At 62.5% G+C, this 22,759-nt stretch carries 17 protein-coding genes; 12 read left to right on the plus strand and 5 right to left on the minus strand.

What is annotated here, in order from left to right; all coding sequences use genetic code 11:
• Window positions 1-134: 134 nt before the first annotated feature.
• Window positions 135-1,451: an N-acetylmuramoyl-L-alanine amidase gene (locus AC1RNA_RS12720; RefSeq protein WP_492951343.1), complete on the minus strand. Its 1,317-nt coding sequence runs from the start codon at window positions 1,449-1,451 to the stop codon at window positions 135-137.
• Between the two features lie 695 nt (window positions 1,452-2,146).
• Here AC1RNA_RS12720 and AC1RNA_RS12725 point away from each other — a divergent pair.
• Window positions 2,147-5,071, plus strand: a complete 2,925-nt coding sequence (locus tag AC1RNA_RS12725) for an Rne/Rng family ribonuclease (RefSeq protein WP_492951344.1) — start codon at window positions 2,147-2,149, stop codon at window positions 5,069-5,071.
• A gap of 116 nt (window positions 5,072-5,187) precedes the next feature.
• On the opposite strand, the gene AC1RNA_RS12730 is transcribed toward AC1RNA_RS12725, so the two are convergent.
• Complete coding sequence (locus AC1RNA_RS12730) at window positions 5,188-6,375, minus strand: pyridoxal phosphate-dependent aminotransferase (RefSeq protein WP_492951345.1); 1,188 nt, start codon at window positions 6,373-6,375, stop codon at window positions 5,188-5,190.
• A gap of 162 nt (window positions 6,376-6,537) precedes the next feature.
• On the opposite strand from AC1RNA_RS12730, the gene AC1RNA_RS12735 reads away from it, so the two are divergent.
• The 9 genes from AC1RNA_RS12735 (at window position 6,538) to aat (ending at window position 15,212) form a co-directional block, all read left to right on the plus strand.
• A complete protein-coding gene (locus tag AC1RNA_RS12735; RefSeq protein ID WP_492951346.1) occupies window positions 6,538-7,944 on the plus strand; it encodes a M48 family metalloprotease in 1,407 nt (468 codons plus the stop codon).
• A 29-nt stretch (window positions 7,945-7,973) separates the two neighbouring features.
• Window positions 7,974-8,738, plus strand: a complete 765-nt coding sequence (locus AC1RNA_RS12740; RefSeq protein ID WP_009339344.1) for a DsbA family protein — start codon at window positions 7,974-7,976, stop codon at window positions 8,736-8,738.
• A 257-nt stretch (window positions 8,739-8,995) separates the two neighbouring features.
• Complete coding sequence (aroQ, locus tag AC1RNA_RS12745; RefSeq protein ID WP_009339343.1) at window positions 8,996-9,451, plus strand: type II 3-dehydroquinate dehydratase; 456 nt, start codon at window positions 8,996-8,998, stop codon at window positions 9,449-9,451.
• Window positions 9,452-9,486: 35 nt separating this feature from the next.
• On the plus strand, window positions 9,487-9,978 hold the full coding sequence (gene accB / locus AC1RNA_RS12750) for an acetyl-CoA carboxylase biotin carboxyl carrier protein (RefSeq protein ID WP_009339342.1): 492 nt from the start codon (window positions 9,487-9,489) through the stop codon (window positions 9,976-9,978).
• A 37-nt stretch (window positions 9,979-10,015) separates the two neighbouring features.
• Window positions 10,016-11,371, plus strand: coding sequence for an acetyl-CoA carboxylase biotin carboxylase subunit (gene accC, locus AC1RNA_RS12755; protein WP_492951347.1), 1,356 nt, complete (start codon window positions 10,016-10,018; stop codon window positions 11,369-11,371).
• 75 nt (window positions 11,372-11,446) lie between these two features.
• Complete coding sequence (locus AC1RNA_RS12760) at window positions 11,447-12,982, plus strand: sensor histidine kinase (RefSeq protein ID WP_492951348.1); 1,536 nt, start codon at window positions 11,447-11,449, stop codon at window positions 12,980-12,982.
• Window positions 12,975-13,415, plus strand: coding sequence for a response regulator (locus AC1RNA_RS12765; RefSeq protein ID WP_009339339.1), 441 nt, complete (start codon window positions 12,975-12,977; stop codon window positions 13,413-13,415). The genes AC1RNA_RS12760 and AC1RNA_RS12765 overlap by 8 nt, the downstream gene beginning before the upstream one ends.
• A complete protein-coding gene (locus tag AC1RNA_RS12770; RefSeq protein ID WP_492951349.1) occupies window positions 13,412-14,494 on the plus strand; it encodes a sensor histidine kinase in 1,083 nt (360 codons plus the stop codon). The genes AC1RNA_RS12765 and AC1RNA_RS12770 overlap by 4 nt, the downstream gene beginning before the upstream one ends.
• A 31-nt stretch (window positions 14,495-14,525) precedes the next feature.
• The gene (gene aat, locus AC1RNA_RS12775) at window positions 14,526-15,212 is read left to right on the plus strand and encodes a leucyl/phenylalanyl-tRNA--protein transferase (protein ID WP_048756189.1); all 687 of its coding nucleotides are present in this window, start codon (window positions 14,526-14,528) and stop codon (window positions 15,210-15,212) included.
• 15 nt (window positions 15,213-15,227) lie between these two features.
• Here aat and AC1RNA_RS12780 read toward each other — a convergent pair whose 3' ends face one another.
• Together AC1RNA_RS12780 and AC1RNA_RS12785 are read right to left on the minus strand one after the other, a co-directional pair.
• Window positions 15,228-16,148 (minus strand): DUF2155 domain-containing protein, encoded by a 921-nt coding sequence (locus AC1RNA_RS12780; protein ID WP_492951350.1) that lies wholly within the window; start codon window positions 16,146-16,148, stop codon window positions 15,228-15,230.
• 128 nt (window positions 16,149-16,276) lie between these two features.
• Entirely contained in the window at window positions 16,277-16,687 is a 411-nt protein-coding gene (locus AC1RNA_RS12785) for an NADH:ubiquinone oxidoreductase subunit NDUFA12 (RefSeq protein WP_009339335.1), read from the minus strand.
• 240 nt (window positions 16,688-16,927) lie between these two features.
• Between AC1RNA_RS12785 and AC1RNA_RS12790 the strand changes: the two genes are divergently transcribed.
• Window positions 16,928-17,353: a BA14K family protein gene (locus AC1RNA_RS12790; protein WP_009339334.1), complete on the plus strand. Its 426-nt coding sequence runs from the start codon at window positions 16,928-16,930 to the stop codon at window positions 17,351-17,353.
• Window positions 17,354-17,416: 63 nt separating this feature from the next.
• Here AC1RNA_RS12790 and AC1RNA_RS12795 read toward each other — a convergent pair whose 3' ends face one another.
• Entirely contained in the window at window positions 17,417-18,352 is a 936-nt protein-coding gene (locus AC1RNA_RS12795) for a DMT family transporter (protein ID WP_492951351.1), read from the minus strand.
• A 654-nt stretch (window positions 18,353-19,006) separates the two neighbouring features.
• On the opposite strand from AC1RNA_RS12795, the gene AC1RNA_RS12800 reads away from it, so the two are divergent.
• Window positions 19,007-22,759, plus strand: coding sequence for a vitamin B12-dependent ribonucleotide reductase (locus AC1RNA_RS12800; RefSeq protein WP_492951352.1), 3,753 nt, complete (start codon window positions 19,007-19,009; stop codon window positions 22,757-22,759).

Here is a 22,759-nt window from a genome sequence, read left to right on the forward strand (position 1 = left end):
TCTGGCCGGGGCGATCTCGCTCAGCGCGACCGGATCGCGGCGGAACCATAGCACTGAGGCAGGCGCTTGCGGGCGACCGATTCAGTTTTCCCGATCCTCTATAAAGCGGAGCCTGTGTCCAAACTAGGGCTCTATCAGGGCTTCGCGCTCACGGATGCCCCGGCGCTCATCCGTGTGGCCGGAGCGCCACCACGCGGACCAAAAAACGCATCGATCGCGGCGGTGACGGAACCAGCCGTTTTCTCGCGCCAACTATCCGAGACCAGATTGTGCAGGTCGCCCTTGTTCGACACGTAACCCAACTCGACCAGCACCGACGGCACGTCATGCGCCTTCAGAACCCGGAACCCGGCGGACTTGAGAGGATGCTTATGCATCCGCGCCACAGTCTTCATCTCGTACATCAGGGTTTTAGCAAACCGACTTGAGAATGCTCGCGTTTCCCGCTGCGTGAGGTCGATCAGGATATCCGCCACCTCGGTCGGCTCCTCGGTCAGGTCGATACCGGCGATGGCGTCGGCCTTGTTCTCGGACTCCGCCAGCTTCTCCGCCTCGATGTCAGAGGCGCGGTCGGACAAGGTGTAGATCGTGGCGCCCTGCGCATCGCCTTCCGCCTTCGGCAATGCGTCTGCATGAATGGATACGAACAGCGAGGCCGCGTGGTCGCGGGCGAACTTCACGCGCTCGGCGAGCGGAATGAAGGTGTCGTCGTCGCGCGTCATCACCACGCGATATTTGCCGGATTTTTCAATGTGCTCGCGCAGCGCCTTGGCGAAGGCAAGCACGAGATCCTTCTCGTTTTCGCCGCTGAAAGCGACCGTGCCGTTGTCGATGCCGCCATGGCCGGGATCGAGCACGATGACGGGACGGGAATCCTCAGGCTTGGCCGTCTGCGGTGGAATTTTCGCATTCGGATCAGCATCGGCGACAACGGTGGGACGCAACCCTTGTGTCGCGGCCTGCCGCGCTTCGCGCTTCACCGTTTCCGCGTCGGACGCCGCCAGTTCAACCACCAGCCTTGCCGGCTGACCGTTGGCCGCATCCAGCGAATATGCCTTTTCGATCTTCGCCGGACCGCTCAAATCCATCACGATCCGCGAGGCGCCGGGCATCACCATGCCATAGCGGAATGCCCGCACGAGCCCCCGGCCAATCTTGCCGCTACCCTCGGGCAAGCGGAATGCCACTTGGGGCATGTCGACCACGACCCGGTAAGGATCGGCCAGCACGAAGCCATGCACGTCGACCTTGCGGTCGAGATCAAGGATGAAGCGCGATTGCCGCTCGTCGCCCGCAACGCGCGCATCGGATGCGACCGGCAGGCTGGCTGCAACTTCCGGGCGTGGCGGAACCGACTCAACCGCGTACGCCGCCGGGGCACTGGACAGCGCCGCCCAGGCAAAACTGGCGGTGATCGCCCGCAGAACGCGGATTTTCGTCCAGCTTTTCAAGAAATCCCCCGCCTCGGCGCCCCCTTTTATCCCAATAGGACTCCACGGTTAACCGCTGCTTACCCCTGAAAGACTGTTTACGGGCTTGTGTTGCAGTCGCGTGACGCTTCCCTTGCCAGAAGACCCCAATGACCGTATGTTTTGTCTGCTGACGGTTTGAACTTCCGGTTGTATCGCGTTCAACTCCCGCACCAGCGTTCGGCCCCAAAATGTATTGAGGCCCAACGGATTGACCGACCCTCCTCCCAGCCAGCGCAGCGCGCGGCCGGGTCCGGAAAGCCGGTTCGAGGTTCGGGAGAAACAGGAAGCCAGACGGCAACCGGCTCGCGCCCGCAAGGACGCGGACTGCCAATCCGGCGCTCACAACGTCGGCTGGCTTTTAATGCACCCAGCTCCTGCTGGTCCCGTTGGCAAGACAAGGCAGCACACCGCTGCCGAACGATTTAGACGGGCCGCTGCTTAGATGCGCCACACTGTTACGCCGATCCGGGCCTCCCAAGAGGTCTTCCCAGGTCCCACGACAATCCGACGCGACGCGTTTGCGCAACGGAAGACGTTCGGGCTGGATTCGGCACGGGGCATCGCTTTGCGGTTTGGCCTTCCCCTCACCCCCGAATCAGGTGGACCGTTCCGCCGTCCGGCCGCGCATGCTGCGCTAGCCGCCGGGCCTGCCGTCCGCCGCCATGAGTCCAAAAATGCCCAACAAAATGTTGATCGACGCCACCCACCCGGAGGAGACCCGGGTCGTCGTGGTTCGCGGCAATCGCGTCGAAGAGTTTGATTTCGAATCCGCACAACGCAAGCAGCTTCGCGGCAACATCTATCTCGCCAAGGTCACCCGCGTGGAGCCCTCGCTCCAGGCTGCGTTCATTGAGTATGGCGGCAATCGCCACGGCTTCCTTGCCTTCAGCGAAATCCATCCCGACTATTACCAGATCCCGGTCGCCGACCGTCAGGCCCTGATCGAGGCCGACGAGCGCGCGCACCGCGAGGCCGAAGAGGAAAACGAGAACCGCGCAAGCCGCCGCCGTTCCCGCCATCGTAATTCGCGCCGTCGCGACCGTGGCGAGCGCGTGCAAAGCGCGATCGTCGAGGGCAGCGCACCAGCCGCTGACGCGCCGCCGGCCTTCCCGCACGATTCAACCGAGCCGCAGCCTTTCGGCGGCTATGGCTATGACGACGAACCGATGGAAGATGGCGTGACGCCCGCCTCCGTCGCGCCTTCGGTAGTGCCGAGTGCGAACGCACAACCGCTGCCGAGCATCGAAGGCAACGACTACGGCGACCAGGCCGACGAAAGCATCGACGATCCGTTTTTCGATCCGTCTGCCGCGGCGCAGCCTGAGGGCGATTTCGCCCATCATGACGATGAACACCTCCACGACCACGATCATGACCATGCGTCTGACGACGAGGCTCATGACGACACGTATGCCGACCACGAACACTCCGAAAGCGAGCATGTTGAATCGTCCGTCGCCCACAGCGACGAAGACGAGGATGACGATGAGGCCGAGGAAGAAGAACAGGTCGAATCCGTCGGCGGCGACGACGCGCTGGAAGAAGTGCCGGAGCGCGCCTTCCGCCCGCGCCGCCAGTACAAGATTCAGGAAGTCATCAAGCGCCGCCAGGTGATGCTGGTGCAGGTGGTCAAGGAAGAGCGCGGCAACAAGGGCGCGGCGCTTACGACCTACCTGTCGCTCGCCGGACGCTATGCCGTGTTGATGCCGAACACCGCACGCGGCGGCGGCATCAGCCGCAAGATCACCTCGGCGCAGGACCGCAACCGCCTCAAGGACGTGGTGCAGGACCTCGACGTGCCGGAAGGCATGGGTATCATCCTGCGCACCGCCGGTGCCTCGCGCACCAAGCCGGAAATCAAGCGCGACTTCGAATACCTGATCCGCATGTGGGAGACGGTGCGCGACCTCACGCTGAAGTCGCAGGCCCCTACCCTCGTCTACGAGGAAGGCTCGCTGATCAAGCGCTCGCTGCGCGATCTCTACAACAAGGAGATCGACGAGGTGCTGGTGTCGGGTGATGCCGGTTATCAGGAAGCACGCGACTTCATGAAGATGCTGATGCCATCCAGCGTCCGCGCCGTGAAGCCCTATCGCGACACGCAACCGCTGTTCTCGCGGATGGGCGTCGAGAGCCAGCTCGATGCGATGTTCTCGCCGACCGTGACGCTGCGTTCCGGCGGCTACATCGTCATCAACCAGACCGAAGCACTGGTCTCGATCGACGTGAACTCGGGCCGCTCCACGCGCGAGCATCACATCGAGGACACCGCGCTCAAGACCAATCTCGAAGCCGCCGAAGAAGTCGCCCGTCAGTTGCGGCTGCGCGACCTCGCGGGCCTGATCGTCATCGATTTCATCGACATGGACGAGAAGCGCAACAACCGCGCAGTCGAACGCAAGATGAGCGATTGCCTGCGGCAGGACCGCGCGCGCATCCAGGTCGGGCGCATCTCGCATTTCGGCCTTCTGGAAATGTCGCGCCAACGCATCCGCGCCAGCGTGCTCGAAAGCTCCACCGAGCCCTGCCCGACCTGCGGCGGCACCGGGCATGTCCGCTCCGTCTCGTCGGTCGCTCTGCAACTGCTGCGCAGCCTTGAAGAGCAACTGATGAAGAGCGGCACCCACAATTACTCGGTGCGCACCCGCACCGATGTGGCGCTCTACGTTCTCAACCACAAACGCGGCCATCTGCGCGACCTCGAAGAAGCCTTCCAGGTGACGCTGTCGGTGATCGCCGACACAACGGTGAACGGCCAGCAAGCCTTCATCATCGAGCGCGGCGAACAGGTGCACACCACCGAGGCTGCCAAGGCTCTCCTCGCCGCGCGTGTTGCCGCGCAGCCGGTCGAAGTCGAAGAGTTCGACGACGAGGACGAGTTCTTCGAGGAAGACGTCGAAGCTGAGGCCGAGAACGGCGAAACCGCAGATGCCGAGACGACTGAGGCCCGCGGCGAAGGCGACGAGGGACCACGCCGACGCCGTCGCCGCCGTCGCGGACGCGGCCGTGGCGGCGAAGGCCGCGATGCCACACAGGCCTCTCCTGCCAATGACGATGCCGTTTCCGGCGAAGAATCTCAGGTCGAAACCGGCGAGGATGGCGAGGACGAGTCCGACGCCGCTCCCGCGCGTGCCGATCAGGACAATGGCGAACGTCGCCCGCGCCGTCGTGGCCGTCGTGGTGGCCGCCGCCGCCGTGGCAATCATGACAATGCCAATGGCGAGGAAGCAGCCGCTTCCGGCAATGACACCGAAGCGGATTCCTCGTTTGAACCGCACGAAGAACCGCGCGATCTCGGCATGCCATCTTTTGAGGCACCGCAGCCCGAGACATTCGAGCCCGCGGTCGAGGAAGCCGCAGAGGCTGCACAGCCATCCGCACCGGCTGCGGACGAGACTCCGGCTCCCGTGCATGACGAGGAAAAGACTTCGCGCCGCTCCACCGTGCGCGAGAAGGTCAGCTTCTTCTTCAGCGACACGCCTGCGCCCGAGGCACCGGCGCCGGTCTCCTCGCCTGAGCCGTCCGAGCCGCAGTCACCTGCCGAGCCTGCGCCCTCCGCGCCGCGCCGCATGGGCTGGTGGTCTCGCCGGTCTGAATAAGCGCGCACCGCTTCAGACAATAAAAAGAAGAACCCGGCCAAGGATCGCTTCCTTGAGCCGGGTTCTTTTTTGAGCCATCCATTTCTCTCCTCAACGGAGAGGTGAGACGAGCTACCCTAACGCCTCAACCATTGCGTAATCCGCGCAATGGCTTCTTCCGTCTCCGCCTTTGAGCCTGCGTAACAGAAGCGCAGGAATGACTTGCCGTGGACCGGGTCGAAGTCGATGCCGGGCGTTGCCGCGACATGCGCTTCCTCCAGCATGCGGCGGGCGAAATCGAAGCTGTCGTTCGTGAAACGCGAGACATCTGCATAGAGATAGAATGCGCCATCGGCGGGCAGAAAACTGTCGAGGCCCGCGCGCGGCAATCCCTCAATCAGCAGGCGGCGGTTATCCTGATAACCGTGCTTGATCGCATCCATCTCGGTCTTGCCGTCGAACGCGGCTTCCGCCGCGATCTGCGAAAGCGTCGGCACCGAGATCGCCAGATTCTGCTGCAACCGCTCGATCGGCCGCACCAGCGGCGCTGGCACCACCATCCAGCCGACGCGCCAGCCCGTCATGCAGAAATATTTCGAGAAGGAGTTGATGACGAGGGCGTCGTCCGACAACGCCGCCGCCGTGGTCGCGGCAAACGCGTAATCGAGACCATGATAAATTTCGTCAGAAATGAAGCGGATGTTCTCGCTGGCGGCGGCCGCCATCAATTCCGCCATCGCCTCGCGGCTCATCATCGTGCCCGTAGGATTGGCCGGGCTTGCCACCAGCACGCCCTTGAGAGGCGTCTTGCGATGCGCGGCGAGCAGCATCTCACCGCTCAGCGCATGGCGGGTTGCGGCGGTGGTTTCGATCAGCACCGGCTCACAGCCGAGAGCCGTCAGAATATGGCGATACGGCGGATAACCCGGCAGCGTCACCGCCACCCGGTCGCCCGGCTCGAACAGCGTCAGAAATGCCAGGATGAAGGCGTTCGACGAACCGGTGGTGACGACGATCCGCTCGGCATCGACGTCATGGCCATGGGTTTCACGATAGTAGCGCGCGATCCGTTGCCGCAGTGACGGGATGCCTAGTGCCGAGGTGTAATCCAGCCGCCCGGTATCGATCGCAGCCTTGGCTGCCGCCCGTGCCGTAGCTGGCGCTGGTGACGCAGGCTGGCCGACCTCCATGTGGATCACATGGCCGCCCGCGGCCTCGATTCGGGCCGCCGCCGCCATCACGTCCATCACCATGAACGGTGGAACATCGCCCCGGCGCGAGGCCGTCAAAAGCTCCGTCGTAGAGCGAATTCTCCCATCACGCATGAAATCTGCTATGCCCATGATTGAAAACGGAACTGGCCAGGTGCGGTTCGATAACGCCGCCGCGCTCCCGCCGCATTCCGTCCCTTGAACAGTCTTTACCATGCGCTACCGCTGCACTCCATTGCCGGTGGCTCGCACCAGACGGATTTGCCTGCCGCGCCCATGACGTTACTTACCGCCCAGACCGCACCGGCCCGACCCGGCTTCGCCCGTCGCGCGATTGCGACGCTCACGTCAGTGGCGCTTTTGCTGACGAGTTGGCCTGTCCTAGGCCCGGTTTCGGCGGATACCAAGAAAGGGCCGCCCCTGCTGCGGGATACGGAAACCGAGCAACTGCTGCGCGACTATTCCCGGCCGATCCTGCGCGCCGCCGGGCTGGAGAAGCAGAACATCCAGGTCGTCATCATCAACGACCCGAGCTTCAACGCTTTCGTCGCCGACGGCCGACGCATCTTCGTCAATTATGGCGCGCTGCTGAAATCGGAAACGCCGAACCAGCTCATCGGCGTGCTCGCCCACGAAACAGGCCACCTTGCAGGTGGCCATCTTTCAAAGATGCGCCAGCAGATCGCGAACGCGCAAACGCAGATGATCGTCGCCATGCTGCTCGGCGTCGGCGCGGCGGTCGCGGGTGCAAGAGCGGGTGCAGGCGCCGGTGGTGCTGCGGCGGTTGCCGCTCCGCAATCCATGATCATGCGCTCGCTGTTGTCCTATCAGCGCCAGCAGGAAGAAAGCGCCGACAAGGCTGGCGTCAAATTCCTCAATGCGACCGGACAATCCACGAAAGGCATGTACGAGACGTTCAAGCGATTCCAGAACGAGAGCCTGTTCTCCGCTTACGGCGCCGACCCTTACATGCAGTCGCACCCGATGCCTGCCGAGCGCGTCGAGGCTCTCGAAGGACTCGCAAAATCGAGTCCTTACTGGAACAAGAAGGACGATCCGGCGCTTCAACACCGCCACGATATGATGCGCGCGAAGGTCTCTGGCTTCATGGAGCGCGCCGAGACCGTGTATCGCCGCTACCCGATGTCCGACAACAGCCTGCCAGCCCGCTACGCCCGAGCCATCGCCACCTATCTTCATGGCGATCCGCGCAGCGCCATCGCCCAGATCGATGGGCTTATCAAGGTCGAGCCTGCCAACCCGTATTTTTACGAGCTAAAAGGACAGGCGCTGCTTGAAGGAGGCCGTCCCACGGAGGCCATCGCACCCTTCCGCAAAGCGGTCCAACTGTCGCATCAGGCGCCGCTCATTGAGATGTTACTTGGTCAGGCGCTGGTGGCGTCGGATAATAAGGCCTACGCAAACGAGGCTATTTCGATTCTCAAGGCGGCGCTGGCGCGCGAACCCGAGGCCCCTATCGGCTACACTCAAATCGCCATGGCCTATGGCCGCAAGGGCGACCTTGCAGACGCCGATCTTGCCGCAGCGAATGCCGCCTATCTGCGTGGCGACCACAAGACCGCGCGCGACCTCGCCTCTCGCGCCAAGACCCGTTTTCCGATCGGCTCGCCCGGATGGGTTCGTGCCGACGACATCGTCAATACGAAATCGATCAAGAACTGACGCCGCCCTACCGGCCCAAAGGAGTCTCCATGCTGTCCCTTCGCTCGCTCACACCATTCGCTCTCGCGCTTGCCGTGAGCCTTCCCATCGCCGCGTCGGCGCAGTCGTTCACCGATGCACAACGCAAGGACATCGAGACGGTCGTCAGAAACTATCTGATCGCCCATCCCGAAGTGCTGGAAGAGGCCTCCGCAGAACTCGGCCGCCGCCAGGCCGCAGCCGAAGTCACCAAGCAGAAGGCCGCTGTCGAGAAGCACGCCGATGCGCTGTTCAATTCCCCGCATGGCGTGGTGCTCGGCAACCCGAAGGGCGACGTTAATTTCGTCGAGTTCTTCGATTACAATTGCGGTTACTGCAAGCGCGCCATGGGCGACATGCTCGACCTGATCAACTTCGATCCGAACCTGCGCGTCACGCTGAAGGAATTTCCGGTGCTCAGCCCGGGTTCGGTTGAAGCCGCGCGCGTTGCGATCGCCGTGCACATGCAGGACCCGTCGGGCAAGAAATATCTCGCATTCCACCAGAAGCTACTGGGCGGCCACGGTCAGGCCGACAAGGCACGCGCGCTCGCCGTCGCCAAGGAAGTGGGTGTCGACATGGCGCGGCTCGAGAAGGATCTGACCAGCCCCCAGATCAACGAGACCTTGAAGGAGAACTTCAAGATCGCCGAGGACATGGGCCTCACCGGCACGCCGAGCTACGTGATCGGCAAGGATGTCGTGGTTGGCGCGGTCGGGCTCTCCGACCTCACCAAGAAGGTCGCGCTGGCCCGCTGTGGCAAGGAAAGCTGCTGATCCTCAATTCTGCATTCAAAAGCCCGCGCCCGGCAGAAGACCGGCGCGGGCCTTTGTCGGGTTCGCACAGGTCCGACCTTGGACATTGGTTAATCAAAGATTTGCATGGTTTTTACGGGGTTTTCTCCGCCCCGGCGGGAACCTGCCTATCCCCAAGGCGCGGCAGAAAGGCTTCCCTCGCGGGTTAAGATTACCTATAACCCCCGGCAGCGCTTCGCTTTTTGGCGCATCTCGCGATTTCAGGGATCAGCATTCGGATGACCAAGACGATTTACGTGCTCAACGGCCCGAACCTGAACCTTCTGGGCACGCGAGAACCTGAAATCTACGGTCATCATACCCTCGCCGACGTCGAGAAGCTGTGCCGCGACACCGCCAGCCGCTTTGGCGCGGAAGCCGTCTGCCGCCAGACCAACCGCGAAGGTGAAATCGTCGATCTCATCCAAGAGGCCGCGGCCAAGAAAGCCGTTGGCATTATCATCAATGCTGGCGGCTATTCGCATACCTCGATTGCGATCCATGACGCCCTTGTTGGCGTACAAATCCCAACGGTTGAAGTTCACGTCTCGAACGTCTATGCACGCGAACGCTTCCGTCACCAATCTTTCATCGCAAAGGCAGCTTTCGCGAGTTTGTGCGGGTTCGGTATCGAGGGCTACAGGCTCGCGATCCAGGGCCTCGCCGCCCGGATCGGTCTTGCGGCGAAAACCTGATCGATCACTGTCCCCGCGCAATTCTGGAATCCGACATGGCCCGTGAGCCGCAAGACAAAACCACCCCCGGCAAAATCGACGAACGCGATCTCATTCGCGATCTCGCGGCGCTGCTGGATGAATCCAATCTGACCGAAATCGAAGTCGAGCGCTCAGGCCTTCGCGTCCGCATCGCGCGCAACGTCACGGTCGCAGCCAGTGTCCCGGTTGCGCCTGTTGTCACTGCAGCGCCAGCCGCTACGGCCGCTTCACCGGCCGGAACTGCCGCTCCGCTCCTCGATGTCGCCAAGCATCCCGGCATGGTGCCTTCACCGATGGTCGGCACCGCCTATCTCGCGTCCGAGCCCGGCGCGAAGCCCTTCGTCGAAGTGGGCACCAAGGTGAAAGCCGGCGACACGCTGTTGATCGTCGAGGCGATGAAAACGATGAACCAGATTCCGTCGCCGCGCACCGGCACGGTCACGCAGGTTCTTGTCGAAGACGGCCAGCCGATCGAGTTCGGCGAGCCCCTCGTCATCATTGAATAAATCCACGGCCTCCAAGGGGCCCGCCAAGGCAGGCACGATGTTCGACAAGATTCTGATTGCCAATCGCGGCGAAATCGCCCTGCGCGTGCTGCGTGCGTGCAAGGAGCTCGGCATCGCGACCGTCGCCGTGCACTCTACTGCCGACGCCAACGCCATGCATGTGCGCCTCGCCGATGAGAGCGTCTGCATCGGCCCGCCCGCCGCCAAGGACAGCTATCTCAACATCCCCGCGCTGCTTGCCGCCTGCGAGATCACCGGCGCCGATGCCGTGCATCCCGGTTACGGTTTCCTGTCGGAGAATGCGCGCTTTGCGGAAATTCTCGCCGAACACGATCTCGACTTCATCGGCCCTAAGGCTGAGCACATCCGCACCATGGGCGACAAGATCGAGGCGAAGAAGACTGCCAAGCGCCTCGGCATTCCGGTGGTTCCGGGTTCCGATGGTGGCGTCAGCCCGGGTGATGACGCCATGGCGATCGCCAAGGAAATCGGCTTCCCGGTCCTGGTGAAGGCCGCTGCGGGCGGCGGCGGGCGCGGCATGAAGGTCGCGCAGACCGAAGCCGATCTGATGCTGGCGCTTTCCACCGCGAGCAACGAGGCCAAGGCCGCCTTCGGCGATGGCTCGGTCTATCTGGAAAAATATCTCGGCAAGCCACGTCATATCGAAATCCAGATTCTGGGCGACGGCCGCGGCGGCGCGATCCATCTCGGCGAGCGCGACTGTTCGCTGCAGCGCCGCCACCAGAAAGTCTGGGAGGAAAGCCCCTCGCCGATCATTTCGCCGGCAGCGCGTCACCGCATCGGTGAAATCTGCGCGAACGCGATGCGCGAGATGAAGTATCTCGGCGTCGGCACCATCGAATTCCTCTACGAGGACGGCGAATTCTATTTCATCGAAATGAACACCCGCATCCAGGTCGAGCATCCGGTCACTGAAATGATCACCGGCATCGATCTCGTGCTGGAGCAAATCCGCGTCGCAGCAGGCGGCGACCTGCCCTGCACGCAGAATGATGTCACCATCAACGGCCACGCCATCGAGTGCCGCATCAACGCCGAGAACCCGGTGACCTTCCGTCCTTCGCCCGGCAAGATCACCCAGTTCCATCCGCCCGGCGGTCTCGGCGTGCGGATCGATTCAGCGGTCTATCAGGGCTACGTTATTCCGCCCTATTACGACTCTCTGGTCGGCAAGCTGATCGTCCATGGCAAAACCCGCGGCGAATGCCTGATGCGGCTGCGCCGTGCGCTGGATGAAATTGTCATCGATGGCGTCGAAACCACGCTACCGCTGTTCCGGGCACTGGCCCGCGAGCCCAGCATCATCGACGGCGACTATCACATTCACTGGCTCGAACAATATCTTGCCAGCGGAGATACAAAGCCTCATTAAAAGAACGGCACATCCCGCCTCGTCCTGCCAACCAGCGGAGTCCGCCTGATTGACGAACGCGATCGAGAGGCTGTCGTGACTTCAGAAGCCGCGCGCCTTCGTACGGTGTGGCAGGTCGGTCTTTTGACGGCCGGCTTTCTCGTTCTCGTCGCGATCAGCGCCGCTTCGCTTTATCTCGGCCACCGTGCGCGGACCGATGCCCTGTGGGTCACCCACACGGTCGAGGTCGAAAGCCAGATCGGCACCGTCCAGCTTCAAATCCAGCGTGCCGAAAATGCGGTACGCGGCTTTCTCGTGACCAAGGACAACAATTATCGCAGCGATTTCGAAAAAGCCGAGGCCTTGATTGGCCCATCGATTTCGCGGTTACAAAAATTAACACAGGATAATCCAATCGAGCAGCGCAATGTTGCCGAGTTGGACAATCTGGTAAAGCAGCGGCTTCAGTTTCTCCTTCGTGCGGTTTCCGACATTGAGAACGATCATACCGATCAGGCTCGTTCATCCCTGATGGAAATCTCCCGAAACGACGAGATGGACCGCATCCTCGACGTCGGCCGCAACATGCGCGTCGAGGAAAATCGGCTGTTTGAACTTCGCACCGAAGCGGCCGATCGCAGCCAATCTCTCAACATGTTCGTGACAATTGCCGGCAGCGCCTTCATCGTTCTGCTGGCGATACTGTCCATTCTGCTCATTCGCTCATCCACACGCGCACGCGATCAAGCGGAAGCAACCCTGCGCAACATCAATCTCAATCTCGAATCTGCCGTCGACGAACGCACCGGCGATCTGCGCGAGGCCAATCAGGAAATTCAGCGCTTCGCCTATATCGTCAGTCACGATCTTCGCTCGCCTCTCGTCAACATCATGGGTTTCACCAGCGAGTTGGAAGAATTGCGCGGCGATATTTTCAGCCGCATCTCACGCTACAGCCGCGCCGCAGACGCTGCGCCGCCCGAAGCGATTTCTGAAGGCGGCACGGACGAACTCATCCTCGCGCCCGAAGATAAGAAATTGTCCGAGGATTTTTCCGAGGCGCTCGGGTTCATCAAGTCCTCGATCGGAAAGATGGACCGCCTCATCAGTGCAATCCTCAAGCTCACGCGCGAGGGGCGACGCGAGTTCAATCCCGTCAATGTGGATATGCGCGCGTTGTTGCAGGAAATCGCCAACAGCATGACGCACCAGACCACCGAAGCGCACGCGCAGATCAACATCGATCCGCTGCCCAATCTGGTCAGCGACCGCCTCGCATTGGAACAAATCTTCTCTAATTTGCTTGAAAACGCACTGAAGTATCTGCGGAACGACGTCCCAGGTGAAATCAGCGTCCGCGGCCGCACCAAGCTTGGCTTTGTGGTATACGACGTTATCGATAACGGGCGGGGCATCGATCCTAACGACCATGACCGTATTTTCGATCTGTTCCGCCGCGCGGGCACACAGGACAAGCCCGGCCAGGGAATTGGTCTTGCGCACGTGCGGGCGCTGGTCCGTCGGCTCGGCGGTTCCATTACAGTCTCATCTGAACTCGACAAGGGTAGCACGTTTACGATAGCGCTACCCGCACAGTGGAATTTATCAAGGCAAGGGAAATCGTATGGGTAGCCCTGTAAAAATTGTGATGATCGAGGACGACGAGGGACACGCGCGCCTGATCGAGCGCAACATCCGTCGCTCCGGCGTCAACAACGACATTATTCCCTTCGCCACCGGTACCGAGGCAATCAATTATCTGTTCGGCGCCGACGGGACTGCCGACCAGCACAAGGGGCAGGCGCTTCTGATCCTGCTCGACCTCAATTTGCCGGACATGACAGGCATCGACATTCTCAAGCGCGTCAAGGACAATGCAACGCTGAAATCCGCTCCCGTCGTGGTGCTCACTACCACCGACGACGCGCAGGAAATCAAGCGCTGCTACGAACTCGGCTGCAACGTCTACATCACCAAGCCGGTCAATTACGAAAGCTTCGCCAACGCTATCCGGCAGCTTGGCCTGTTCTTTTCCGTGATACAGGTGCCGCCAGTCAAAGCATGACGCCTCCTAACCCGCGATTACTCTATGTCGATGATGATCCGGGACTTGCCCGGCTGGTCGAGCGCGGCCTGAACCGCCACGGAATCGACGTCGAACACGCATCCGATGGAGCAACCGGTATTGAACGCCTGAAACAAGGCGGCATTGACGTCGTCGCGCTCGATCAGCACATGCCCGGTCTCGATGGCCTCGCGACGCTCGAGCAAATCTATCGGCTGCCGATGGCGACCCCGCCCATTGTCTTCGTCACCGCCTCGGAAGACAGCCAGATCGCCATTGCGGCGCTGAAGGCCGGCGCCATCGATTATATCGTCAAAGACACCAAGGGCGATTTCGTTCCCCTGCTCCACGCCGCCGTGACGGGCGCGCTGGAAACTGCGCGCATGCGCAAGGCCCGGGACGAAGCAGAAGCTGAAGTCCATGCCTCGCGCGACCGCTATGCGGCGCTTGCAGCAGAGCGTGAAATGCTGTTGCGCGAAGTCAATCATCGCGTCGGCAATTCGCTGCAGATCATCGCCTCGCTGCTGCACCTTCAGGCATCATCGAGCAACGACGACGACGTCAAGGCTGCGCTCATGAATGCAATGGGCCGTGTCGCAGCAGTCGCGCAGGTGCATCGCCGCCTCTATACCTCGCACGACCTCAAGAGCGTGATGCTGAACCAGTATCTGGAAGCGCTGCTGGAAGATTTGCGCCGCTCCGCCGAGGGCAATCGAATGTCGCGCCTGACGCTGAACGCCGACCCCATCGAGATCGACCCGGATCGCGCGGTCGGCATCGGCATCATCGTCAACGAGCTTGTGATGAATGCCGTGAAATACGCCTATCCCAACGGCGCAGGGCCGATCCACGTCGATCTGCGCAATCGCGCGCAGGACATCGAGCTCGTGATCTCCGACGAAGGCGTCGGCTTTCAGGCCAAACATGATCCACGCTCCACCGGCATGGGCCAGCGCATCGTCAGCGCCATGGCGATCAAGCTCGATGCGAGCGTGGAACGCGATCCCTCGCACACCGGCACGCGGATCGTGATCAATTTCAGCCCTTCCGGCAAACCGCCGCCCCCCACCCCCGCCTGACGAGAGCGGCATCTTCAGCTACAATGGGCTTATGAGCTCGCGCGACACCGCCACGTCCGAAATCACGCCCGAGGTGCTGTTGCGGGCCTATGCCTGCGGCATCTTTCCGATGGCGGAAAGCGCCGACGACCCCAGCCTGTTCTGGGTGGAGCCGGAACAGCGCGGCATCTTCCCGCTCGATGGCCTGCATATTTCTTCACGCCTCGCGCGCACCGTGCGCTCGGACCGCTATCGCGTCACGGTCAACACCGCCTTTGAGCGCGTCATCAGCGAATGCGCGGCTCCCCAGCCCGGGCGTGAGGACACATGGATCAACCACCGCATCCGCAAGCTCTACGGCGCGCTGCACGGGATCGGTCATTGCCACAGCATCGAGGCATGGAACGGCGATGAGCTTGCAGGCGGGCTGTATGGCGTGTCGCTCGGAGGCGCGTTCTTCGGCGAAAGCATGTTCCACCGCAGCCGCGACGCCTCCAAAGTGGCACTGGTTCACCTCGCCGCGCGTTTGATCGCGGGCGGCTTCGGGCTCCTCGATACGCAATTCGTGACGGAACATCTGCGCAGTCTGGGCGCTATCGAAGTCTCACGCCGCAAGTATCGTTCGCTGCTCGACCGCTCCATTCAATTGGCGGGAGATTTCTTCGCGTTGCCAGTCGAACGGCCCGTCAGTGGCGCGGACGCACTCGCGATCCTGCGCGGGACAAGCGATCAGGCCTGACCCGTCAGGATACTGCTAGCGGAAACCACCGGGCGGCGGCGGTACGGGCTGGCGCTGCTGCACAGGTTGCTGAACTGGCGGCTGAGGCCGCGGCTGGCGCTTTGGCTGCTGTTGTTGCGCGGGCGGCGGCGCGGGCTTCACCGGCTCGTTCTGCGCCGTCACCGGTTGCTCCGGTCCCTTACAATCCGTCAGCCAGACATCATAGATCGGATGTTCGACCGCGTGCAGACCAGGGCTCGCCGCGAACATCCAGCCGGAGAAAATCCGCTTCACTTCATTCTGGAGCGTGATCTCATCGACCTCGACGAACGCGTCGGTGTTGGCCGCCTCTGTCGCGGGGCGGGTGTAGCAGGCATCGGTCTTCACCCGCAGCGCGCCGAACTGAACGGTTTCGCCAATATCCTCATCGAATGTGATGATGCGGCCGGTGATTTTGTCGAGGCCGGAGAACACCGCCTTCTTGTTCGGAATCTTCACGGCGGGCGGCTCGGTCACGATCTCGTCGCCGGGCTGCAAAGTCGCGGGAGATTGCTGCGGGTTGCCGCGCGGCTGCTTCTGCCCCGGTGGCAAGCCAGGCAACGCATTGGCTGCCGGCGGATTGGCCGCAACACCCGGATGCTGTTGCTGTGGAGGAGCCGCTGCGCTGCCAGGCGGCGGCGCAAGAGGCTCGGATTGCACGGCGCCCGGCAAAGGCGCGGCCTGCCCTCGCGGCAATGGCCGCGGCTGCTGCGGCGCGGGCAACAGGCGGCCCTGCGGAATTTCAGGCACTTCTTCCTCGTCGGGATCCTGTGAAGGATCACCGCGCTGGATTCCAGCAGGAGGACGCAACGGCTGATCGGAGAAGATATTGCCGATCTGCGCGCGCGCGGACGGCAAAGCAAGCGGCGGCACCGCGATCAATGTCGCAAACAAAATCGTGGCGGCGGTTCGGGACATTGCGCGCTCTGCTTGGACAATTCCTGGACGATTCGGATCCGCGATATTCTACGGAAACCGCGTCGCGCGAGGCCACCGGTTAACACGGGCATTGCGGCAACGAAAGGGCGTGCCGCTCATCGGCCCGTTCAGCTTCCCGGCGTCCAGGCTTGATAGTCGCCGGTCGCCGAGGGGCGCTGGCCGCTCGCGAGCGTCGAACCGGAAGGACGATAGGCTGCCGGTGTGCCGGTCAGATTCGGGCGGTGCGGCTTCTGCCATTCACGGGGCGTATAATGTTCCTCGGTCGGCGGCACGTCGACGCTGTGATGCAGCCAGCCGTGCCAATCCGGCGAGACCTTGGTGGCCTCGGCATAGCCGTTATAGATCACCCACCGCCGTTCGATCCCGAGCGTCGGGTCGATCTTGCCGCCTTTGGTCCGATAATAGCGATTGCCCATCTCGTCGGTGCCGACCAGCTCGCCAAACCGCCAGGTCCAGAACTGGGTCCCGAACGTGAATCCGTTCCACCAGGTAAAAATCCTCAAGAGAAACAGCTTCATGCGAGAATCCGTGCGATCGGGGAGCATTGCGCGCCCTTGATGCCACCCGCCCTTGCCGTTGTCCAGATGCAGCTTCGGATACCACTGCAGCTTCTACAAAGGTACGGCATTTTGTCATGGAACTTTGCCACAGAAGCGCCGAAAACCCTTCCGACATTTCGGGAACTTCATGGAACGCGTTCAAATCCCGCGCGTTGAAATGGTTGAAACCACCGTCTGACAGGGATTTTGGAGTTCAAAATGACGAATTTGACCAAGGGTATCGCAGTAGCCGCCATCGCGCTCGCCCTGCCGCTTTCCATGGCTTCCAGTGCAAATGCTGCCCCTCTGATGGCAGCTTCGGCCCTTTCGACGGCGAATGCAGCAACCGCATCGCCGGATGTGACCCAGGTGCGTTACTACGGCTATCGTGGTGGATATCATCGCCATGGCGGTTGGGGCTGGGGCGGCGTCGGTGCAGGCCTCGCGGCCGGCGCACTGATCGGCGGCGCCATCGCGGCCAGCCAGGGTCCGTACTACTATGGTCCGGGTTATGGCTATTACGCCCCCGCTCCTGCCTATGTTGAAGGCGATGGCGTGAGCTACTGCATGCAGCGCTACAAATCCTACGATCCGCGCAGCGGCACGTTCCTCGGTTACGATGGCCTGCGCCATCCTTGCCCATAAGTCTTCATGTAACGGATGAAGAAAAGCGGCGTAGCGATACGCCGCTTTTTCATTGGCGGCGGCTTACGAACGCGCCGCGATGGCAACGCCCGTGACCGTCAGCAGCAATGCGCCGATCTGGGGAATTCCGAGCGGCTCTCCCAGCGAGATCGCCGACGCCACCACGCCAATCACCGGTACGATCAATGTCCCGACCGCGGCAGTCGAGGCTGGCAGCCGCTCCAGCGCGGCGAACCAGCACGCATAGCCGATCGCTCCCTGAAAAATGGTGCTGAATCCGAACAGCGCCCAGCCAAGCGTGGACATCCCGCCGAAGTGCGGGTGCTCGAACAGAATGCCGATCAGCGCCACGGGAAAACAGCCAAGCCCGATCTGCCAGACTGCACCCGGTAGCGGGCGGAGCGCGATGGGCCGCCGTTTGGCGAGAACTGCGCCGAGGGCAAACAAAAGCGCTGCTATCAGCGCGTAAGCGATTCCCGGCATCTTCTCCCAGGATACGCTGATGCTGTCGCCGCCTATCAACAGCACGACGCCCCCGACCGCCATTGCAATAGCAATGACCCGCAGCACGGAAAGCTGTTCGCCAAGCATCGGCCAGGCAAGGCCCGCAGCCCACACCGGAATCGTGGCGCCGAGAATCGCGGTTTCCGATGCCGGCAGATGCACCAGCGACAGCCCCATCAGCCCCATCCAGAAGCCGACCATCAGCGCCGCATAAAGAATGAGCTTGCCCCATTCACCACGCGGCGCGCGCAACGACTGCCCCTTGGCCAGAACGAAACCTGCAAGAATCAGCGAGCTGAACACCCCCGGCAGGCCGCGCAGCGTCAGCGGCGGCAGTTCATGCAGCAGCCATTTCGAGACGGGCCAGTTAATGCCCCAGATAATGGTGGCGACGAACAGCAACGCGTAGCCGACGGCACGGTTCTCGTGCGGTGGTTGGGTCGAGGGATACGGGGGCGACACCATGATCGGCTCGCCCGGCACGCGCTGGTCCATCGGCTGCTCTCGGAGAATCTGTACCCACAACGATTGTGGAAGACGGGGAGAAAGCCACGCGCGAGCCCCACGGTCCACCCGAAAAGCGCCAGATTGGACGCATGGACGGCGACAGTTTCTGCATGCCTTTGCCGTGAGCGGGAACCTCTCAAAAGGGTCATTTTCGCCTTTGGAATCGGGACGGACTCACCCATACTTTGCTGGCGGGAGACACGGCCCAAGGAGGCTGGATGCCACTGGCAATCCCCGTTTTCCACCATATTTAGTGTTTGATTCAGGATTGAGTACTAATCCTTGACGGGCGCGCGGGAGTCGTCCTAGCGTTCAGACTGTCAGGTGCGGAGTATTTGCGTTGGCGCCAGACCCCTATCGCAACAAGCCAACAGACAACTCCGCTGTGCCGAAGGAGGCTGCGGACAGAGGATTTGTCTGCGGTTTTTGAAGCCTGGCCCGCGAACACAAAGCGGGAATGAATTTGGTGGGTGGGCGTTGGAGCCAATCGGGCCGCAGAACCCGATGATGCTCCGCAGAGTTAAATAGGCCGGGGCCGCATTCGGGCCAGATCATGGCTGAACGGCGAACCACGGTTCGCGAACTGAAATCTTCCGGCGCCGCGGGAATGCGGAACCGCCGGACATTGAGACGGGGCATACGATGCGAATTCAACGCCGCTACACCAAGGCCGATCAGTCACCCTACGCCGACATTTCGTTCCGGCTGACGACGAGCGAGATTCGCAATCCCGACGGCTCGGTGGTGTTCAAGCTCGACAACGTCGAGGTGCCCGAGTTCTGGTCGCAGGTCGCTTCCGACGTGCTGGCGCAGAAGTATTTCCGCAAGGCCGGCGTCGCCGCGCGCCTGAAGAAGGTCGAGGAAGAAACCGTGCCGTCATGGCTGTGGCGCTCGGTGCCGGACGCCGAAGCGCTCGCTGCCCTGCCCGAGTCCGAGCGCTTCGTCGGCGAACTCACCGCCAAGCAGGTCTTCGACCGCCTCGCCGGCTGCTGGACCTACTGGGGCTGGAAAGGCGGCTACTTTACGTCGGAAGACGACGCCCACGCCTTCCACGACGAACTGCGCTTCATGCTCGCCCGGCAGATGGTCGCGCCGAACTCGCCGCAATGGTTCAACACCGGCCTGCACTGGGCCTACGGCATCGACGGTCCCGGCCAGGGCCACTATTACGTCGACTGGAAGACCGGCAAGCTGACCAAGTCGAAGTCTTCGTACGAACATCCGCAGCCGCACGCCTGCTTCATCCAGGGCATCGAGGACGACCTCGTCAACGAAGGCGGCATCATGGATCTGTGGGTGCGTGAAGCGCGCCTGTTCAAGTATGGCTCGGGCACCGGCTCGAACTTCTCGCGGCTGCGCGGCGAAGGGGAGAAGCTGTCGGGCGGCGGCCGCTCGTCGGGCCTGATGAGCTTCCTCAAGATCGGCGACCGCGCTGCGGGCGCGATCAAGTCGGGCGGCACCACGCGCCGCGCGGCGAAGATGGTGGTGGTCGATGCCGATCATCCGGACATCGAGACCTATATCGACTGGAAGGTGCGCGAGGAGCAGAAGGTCGCGGCGCTGGTCACGGGCTCCAAGATCAACCAGAAGCACCTCAAGGCCATCATGAAGGCCTGCGTGAACTGCGAAGGCCCCGGCGACGACTGCTACCTGCCCGAGAAAAACCCGGCGCTGAAGCGTGAGATCAAGCTCGCCCGCCGCGCGCTCGTCACCGACAACATGATCAAGCGCGTGATTCAGTTCGCGCGTCAGGGCTACACCGACATTGCGTTCGACACCTACGACACCGACTGGGATTCGGAAGCCTACCTCACCGTCTCCGGCCAGAACTCCAACAACTCCGTCTCGCTCAAGGACGACTTCCTGCGCGCGGTGGAAACCGATGGCCCGTGGAATCTGATCGGCCGCACCAACGGCAAGGTCACCAAGACGCTCAAGGCCCGCGATCTGTGGGAGAAGATCGGCTACGCCGCGTGGGCCTCCGCCGACCCCGGCCTGCACTTCAACACCACGATGAACGACTGGCACACCTGCAAGGCGTCCGGCGACATCCGCGCATCGAACCCGTGCTCGGAGTACATGTTCCTCGACGATACGGCGTGCAACCTCGCCTCCGCCAATCTGCTGACGTTCTACGACACCCACACCCGCCGTTTCGATGCGGATGCTTATGAGCATCTGTGCCGGCTGTGGACCGTCGTGCTCGAGATCTCGGTGATGATGGCGCAGTTCCCGTCGAAGGCCATTGCTGAACTCTCCTACGAATTCCGCACGCTCGGCCTCGGCTACGCCAACATCGGCGGCTTGTTGATGACCATGGGCCTGCCCTACGATTCCAAGGAAGGCCGCGCGCTGTGCGGCGCCCTCTCCGCGATCATGACCGGCACGGCCTATGCGACCTCCGCCGAAATGGCCGCCGAGCTTGGCACCTTCCCCGGCTACAAGAAGAACGCGAGCCACATGCTGCGCGTGATCCGCAACCATCGCCGCGCAGCACACGGCGAAGCCGCCGGTTACGAGGCGCTTGCCGTCAATCCGGTGCCGCTCGATCATGCCTCCTGCCCGCAGGCCGACATCGTCGATCATGCCAAGGCGGTATGGGACCGTGCGCTTGAACTCGGCAAGGCCAACGGCTTCCGCAACGCGCAGACCACGGTGGTGGCGCCGACCGGCACCATCGGCCTCGTGATGGATTGCGACACCACGGGCATCGAGCCCGACTTCGCGCTGGTGAAGTTCAAGAAGCTCGCAGGCGGCGGCTACTGGAAGATCATCAACCGCGCCGTGCCGGAGGCGCTGCGCGCGCTCGGCTATCGCGAGAGCGAGATCGCCGAGATCGAGGCTTACGCCGTCGGCCACGGCTCGCTGTCCAACGCGCCGGGCATCAACGCCTCCTCGCTGAAGACCAAGGGCTTCACCGATGAAGCGCTGGCGAAGGTCGAGAAGGCCCTGCCGACCGCCTTCGACATCAAGTTCGTGTTCAACAAGTGGACGCTGGGCGAGGACTTCATCCGCGACAGCCTGCACATCGCCCCCGAAGTGATGAACGTGCCGGGCTTCGACCTGCTCGCGGCACTCGGATTCTCCAAGCGCGACATCGAGGCCGCCAACGTCCACATCTGCGGCGCGATGACGGTGGAAGGCGCGCCGCATTTGAAGGACGAGCACTATGCGGTGTTCGACTGCGCCAATCCGTGCGGCAAGGTCGGCAAGCGTTATCTGTCGGTCGAAAGTCACATCCGCATGATGGCGGCGTCGCAGCCCTTCATCTCGGGCGCGATCTCCAAGACCATCAACATGCCGAACGACGCCACGGTGGACGACTGCAAGTCGGCCTACCTCCTCTCATGGAAGCTCGCGCTCAAGGCCAACGCGCTCTATCGCGACGGCTCGAAGCTGTCGCAGCCGCTCAACTCGCAGCTCATCGCCGACGATGACGACGAAGACGATGCGATCGAGGCGTTCCACGACAAGCCGATGGCCGCGCGCGCCACGCAGGTCGTCGAGAAGATCGTCGAGCGCGTGGTCGAGCATGTCTCGCGCGAGCGCGAGAGAATGCCGGACCGCCGCAAGGGTTACACCCAGAAGGCGATCGTCGGCGGCCACAAGGTCTATCTGCGCACCGGCGAATATGACGACGGCCGCCTCGGCGAGATCTTCGTCGACATGCACAAGGAAGGCGCGGCGCTGCGCTCCTTCATCAACAACTTCGCCATCGCCGTCTCGCTCGGCCTGCAATACGGCGTGCCGCTGGACGAGTATGTCGATGCGTTCACCTTCACCCGCTTCGAGCCCGCGGGCCCGGTGCAGGGCAACGACTCCATCAAGTACGCGACCTCGATCCTGGACTACGTGTTCCGCGAACTCGCGGTGAGCTACCTGTCGCGCTACGACCTCGCCCATGTTGATCCGAGCGAGACGCAGTTCGATGCGCTCGGCAAGGGCGTGAACGAAGGCAAGGCGCAGAGCGGCCCGAGCAAGTATCTCTCCAAGGGCCTCACCCGCTCCCGCTCCGATAACCTTGTCGTCATGCAGGGCGGCGCGAGCGCGGCCGTCACCGCGCACAACGACTCCGCCCCTGTCGGCGGGTCGCGTGTCACCGCGATGGCGTCAGGTGGTGGTGAAGGTGCAGCGGCGCTGAAGACCGCGGAGCCCGAGCGTGCACTCTCGCCGACCGAGAAACTCGAGGCGCAGCAGTGGAGCAAGGCAGGCTCGGCACAGGCAGCAACCGCTGCCGCCGCACCAGCCGCGCCCACAAAGGCCGAGCGCCGCGCGGAAGCCAAAGCCCGCGGCTACGAAGGCGACATGTGCTCGGAGTGCTCCAACTTCACGCTGGTGCGCAACGGCACCTGCATGAAGTGCGACACCTGCGGAAGCACGACGGGGTGTTCGTGA

This window comes from Afipia sp. GW821-FHT14H12 (genome assembly GCF_058803465.1).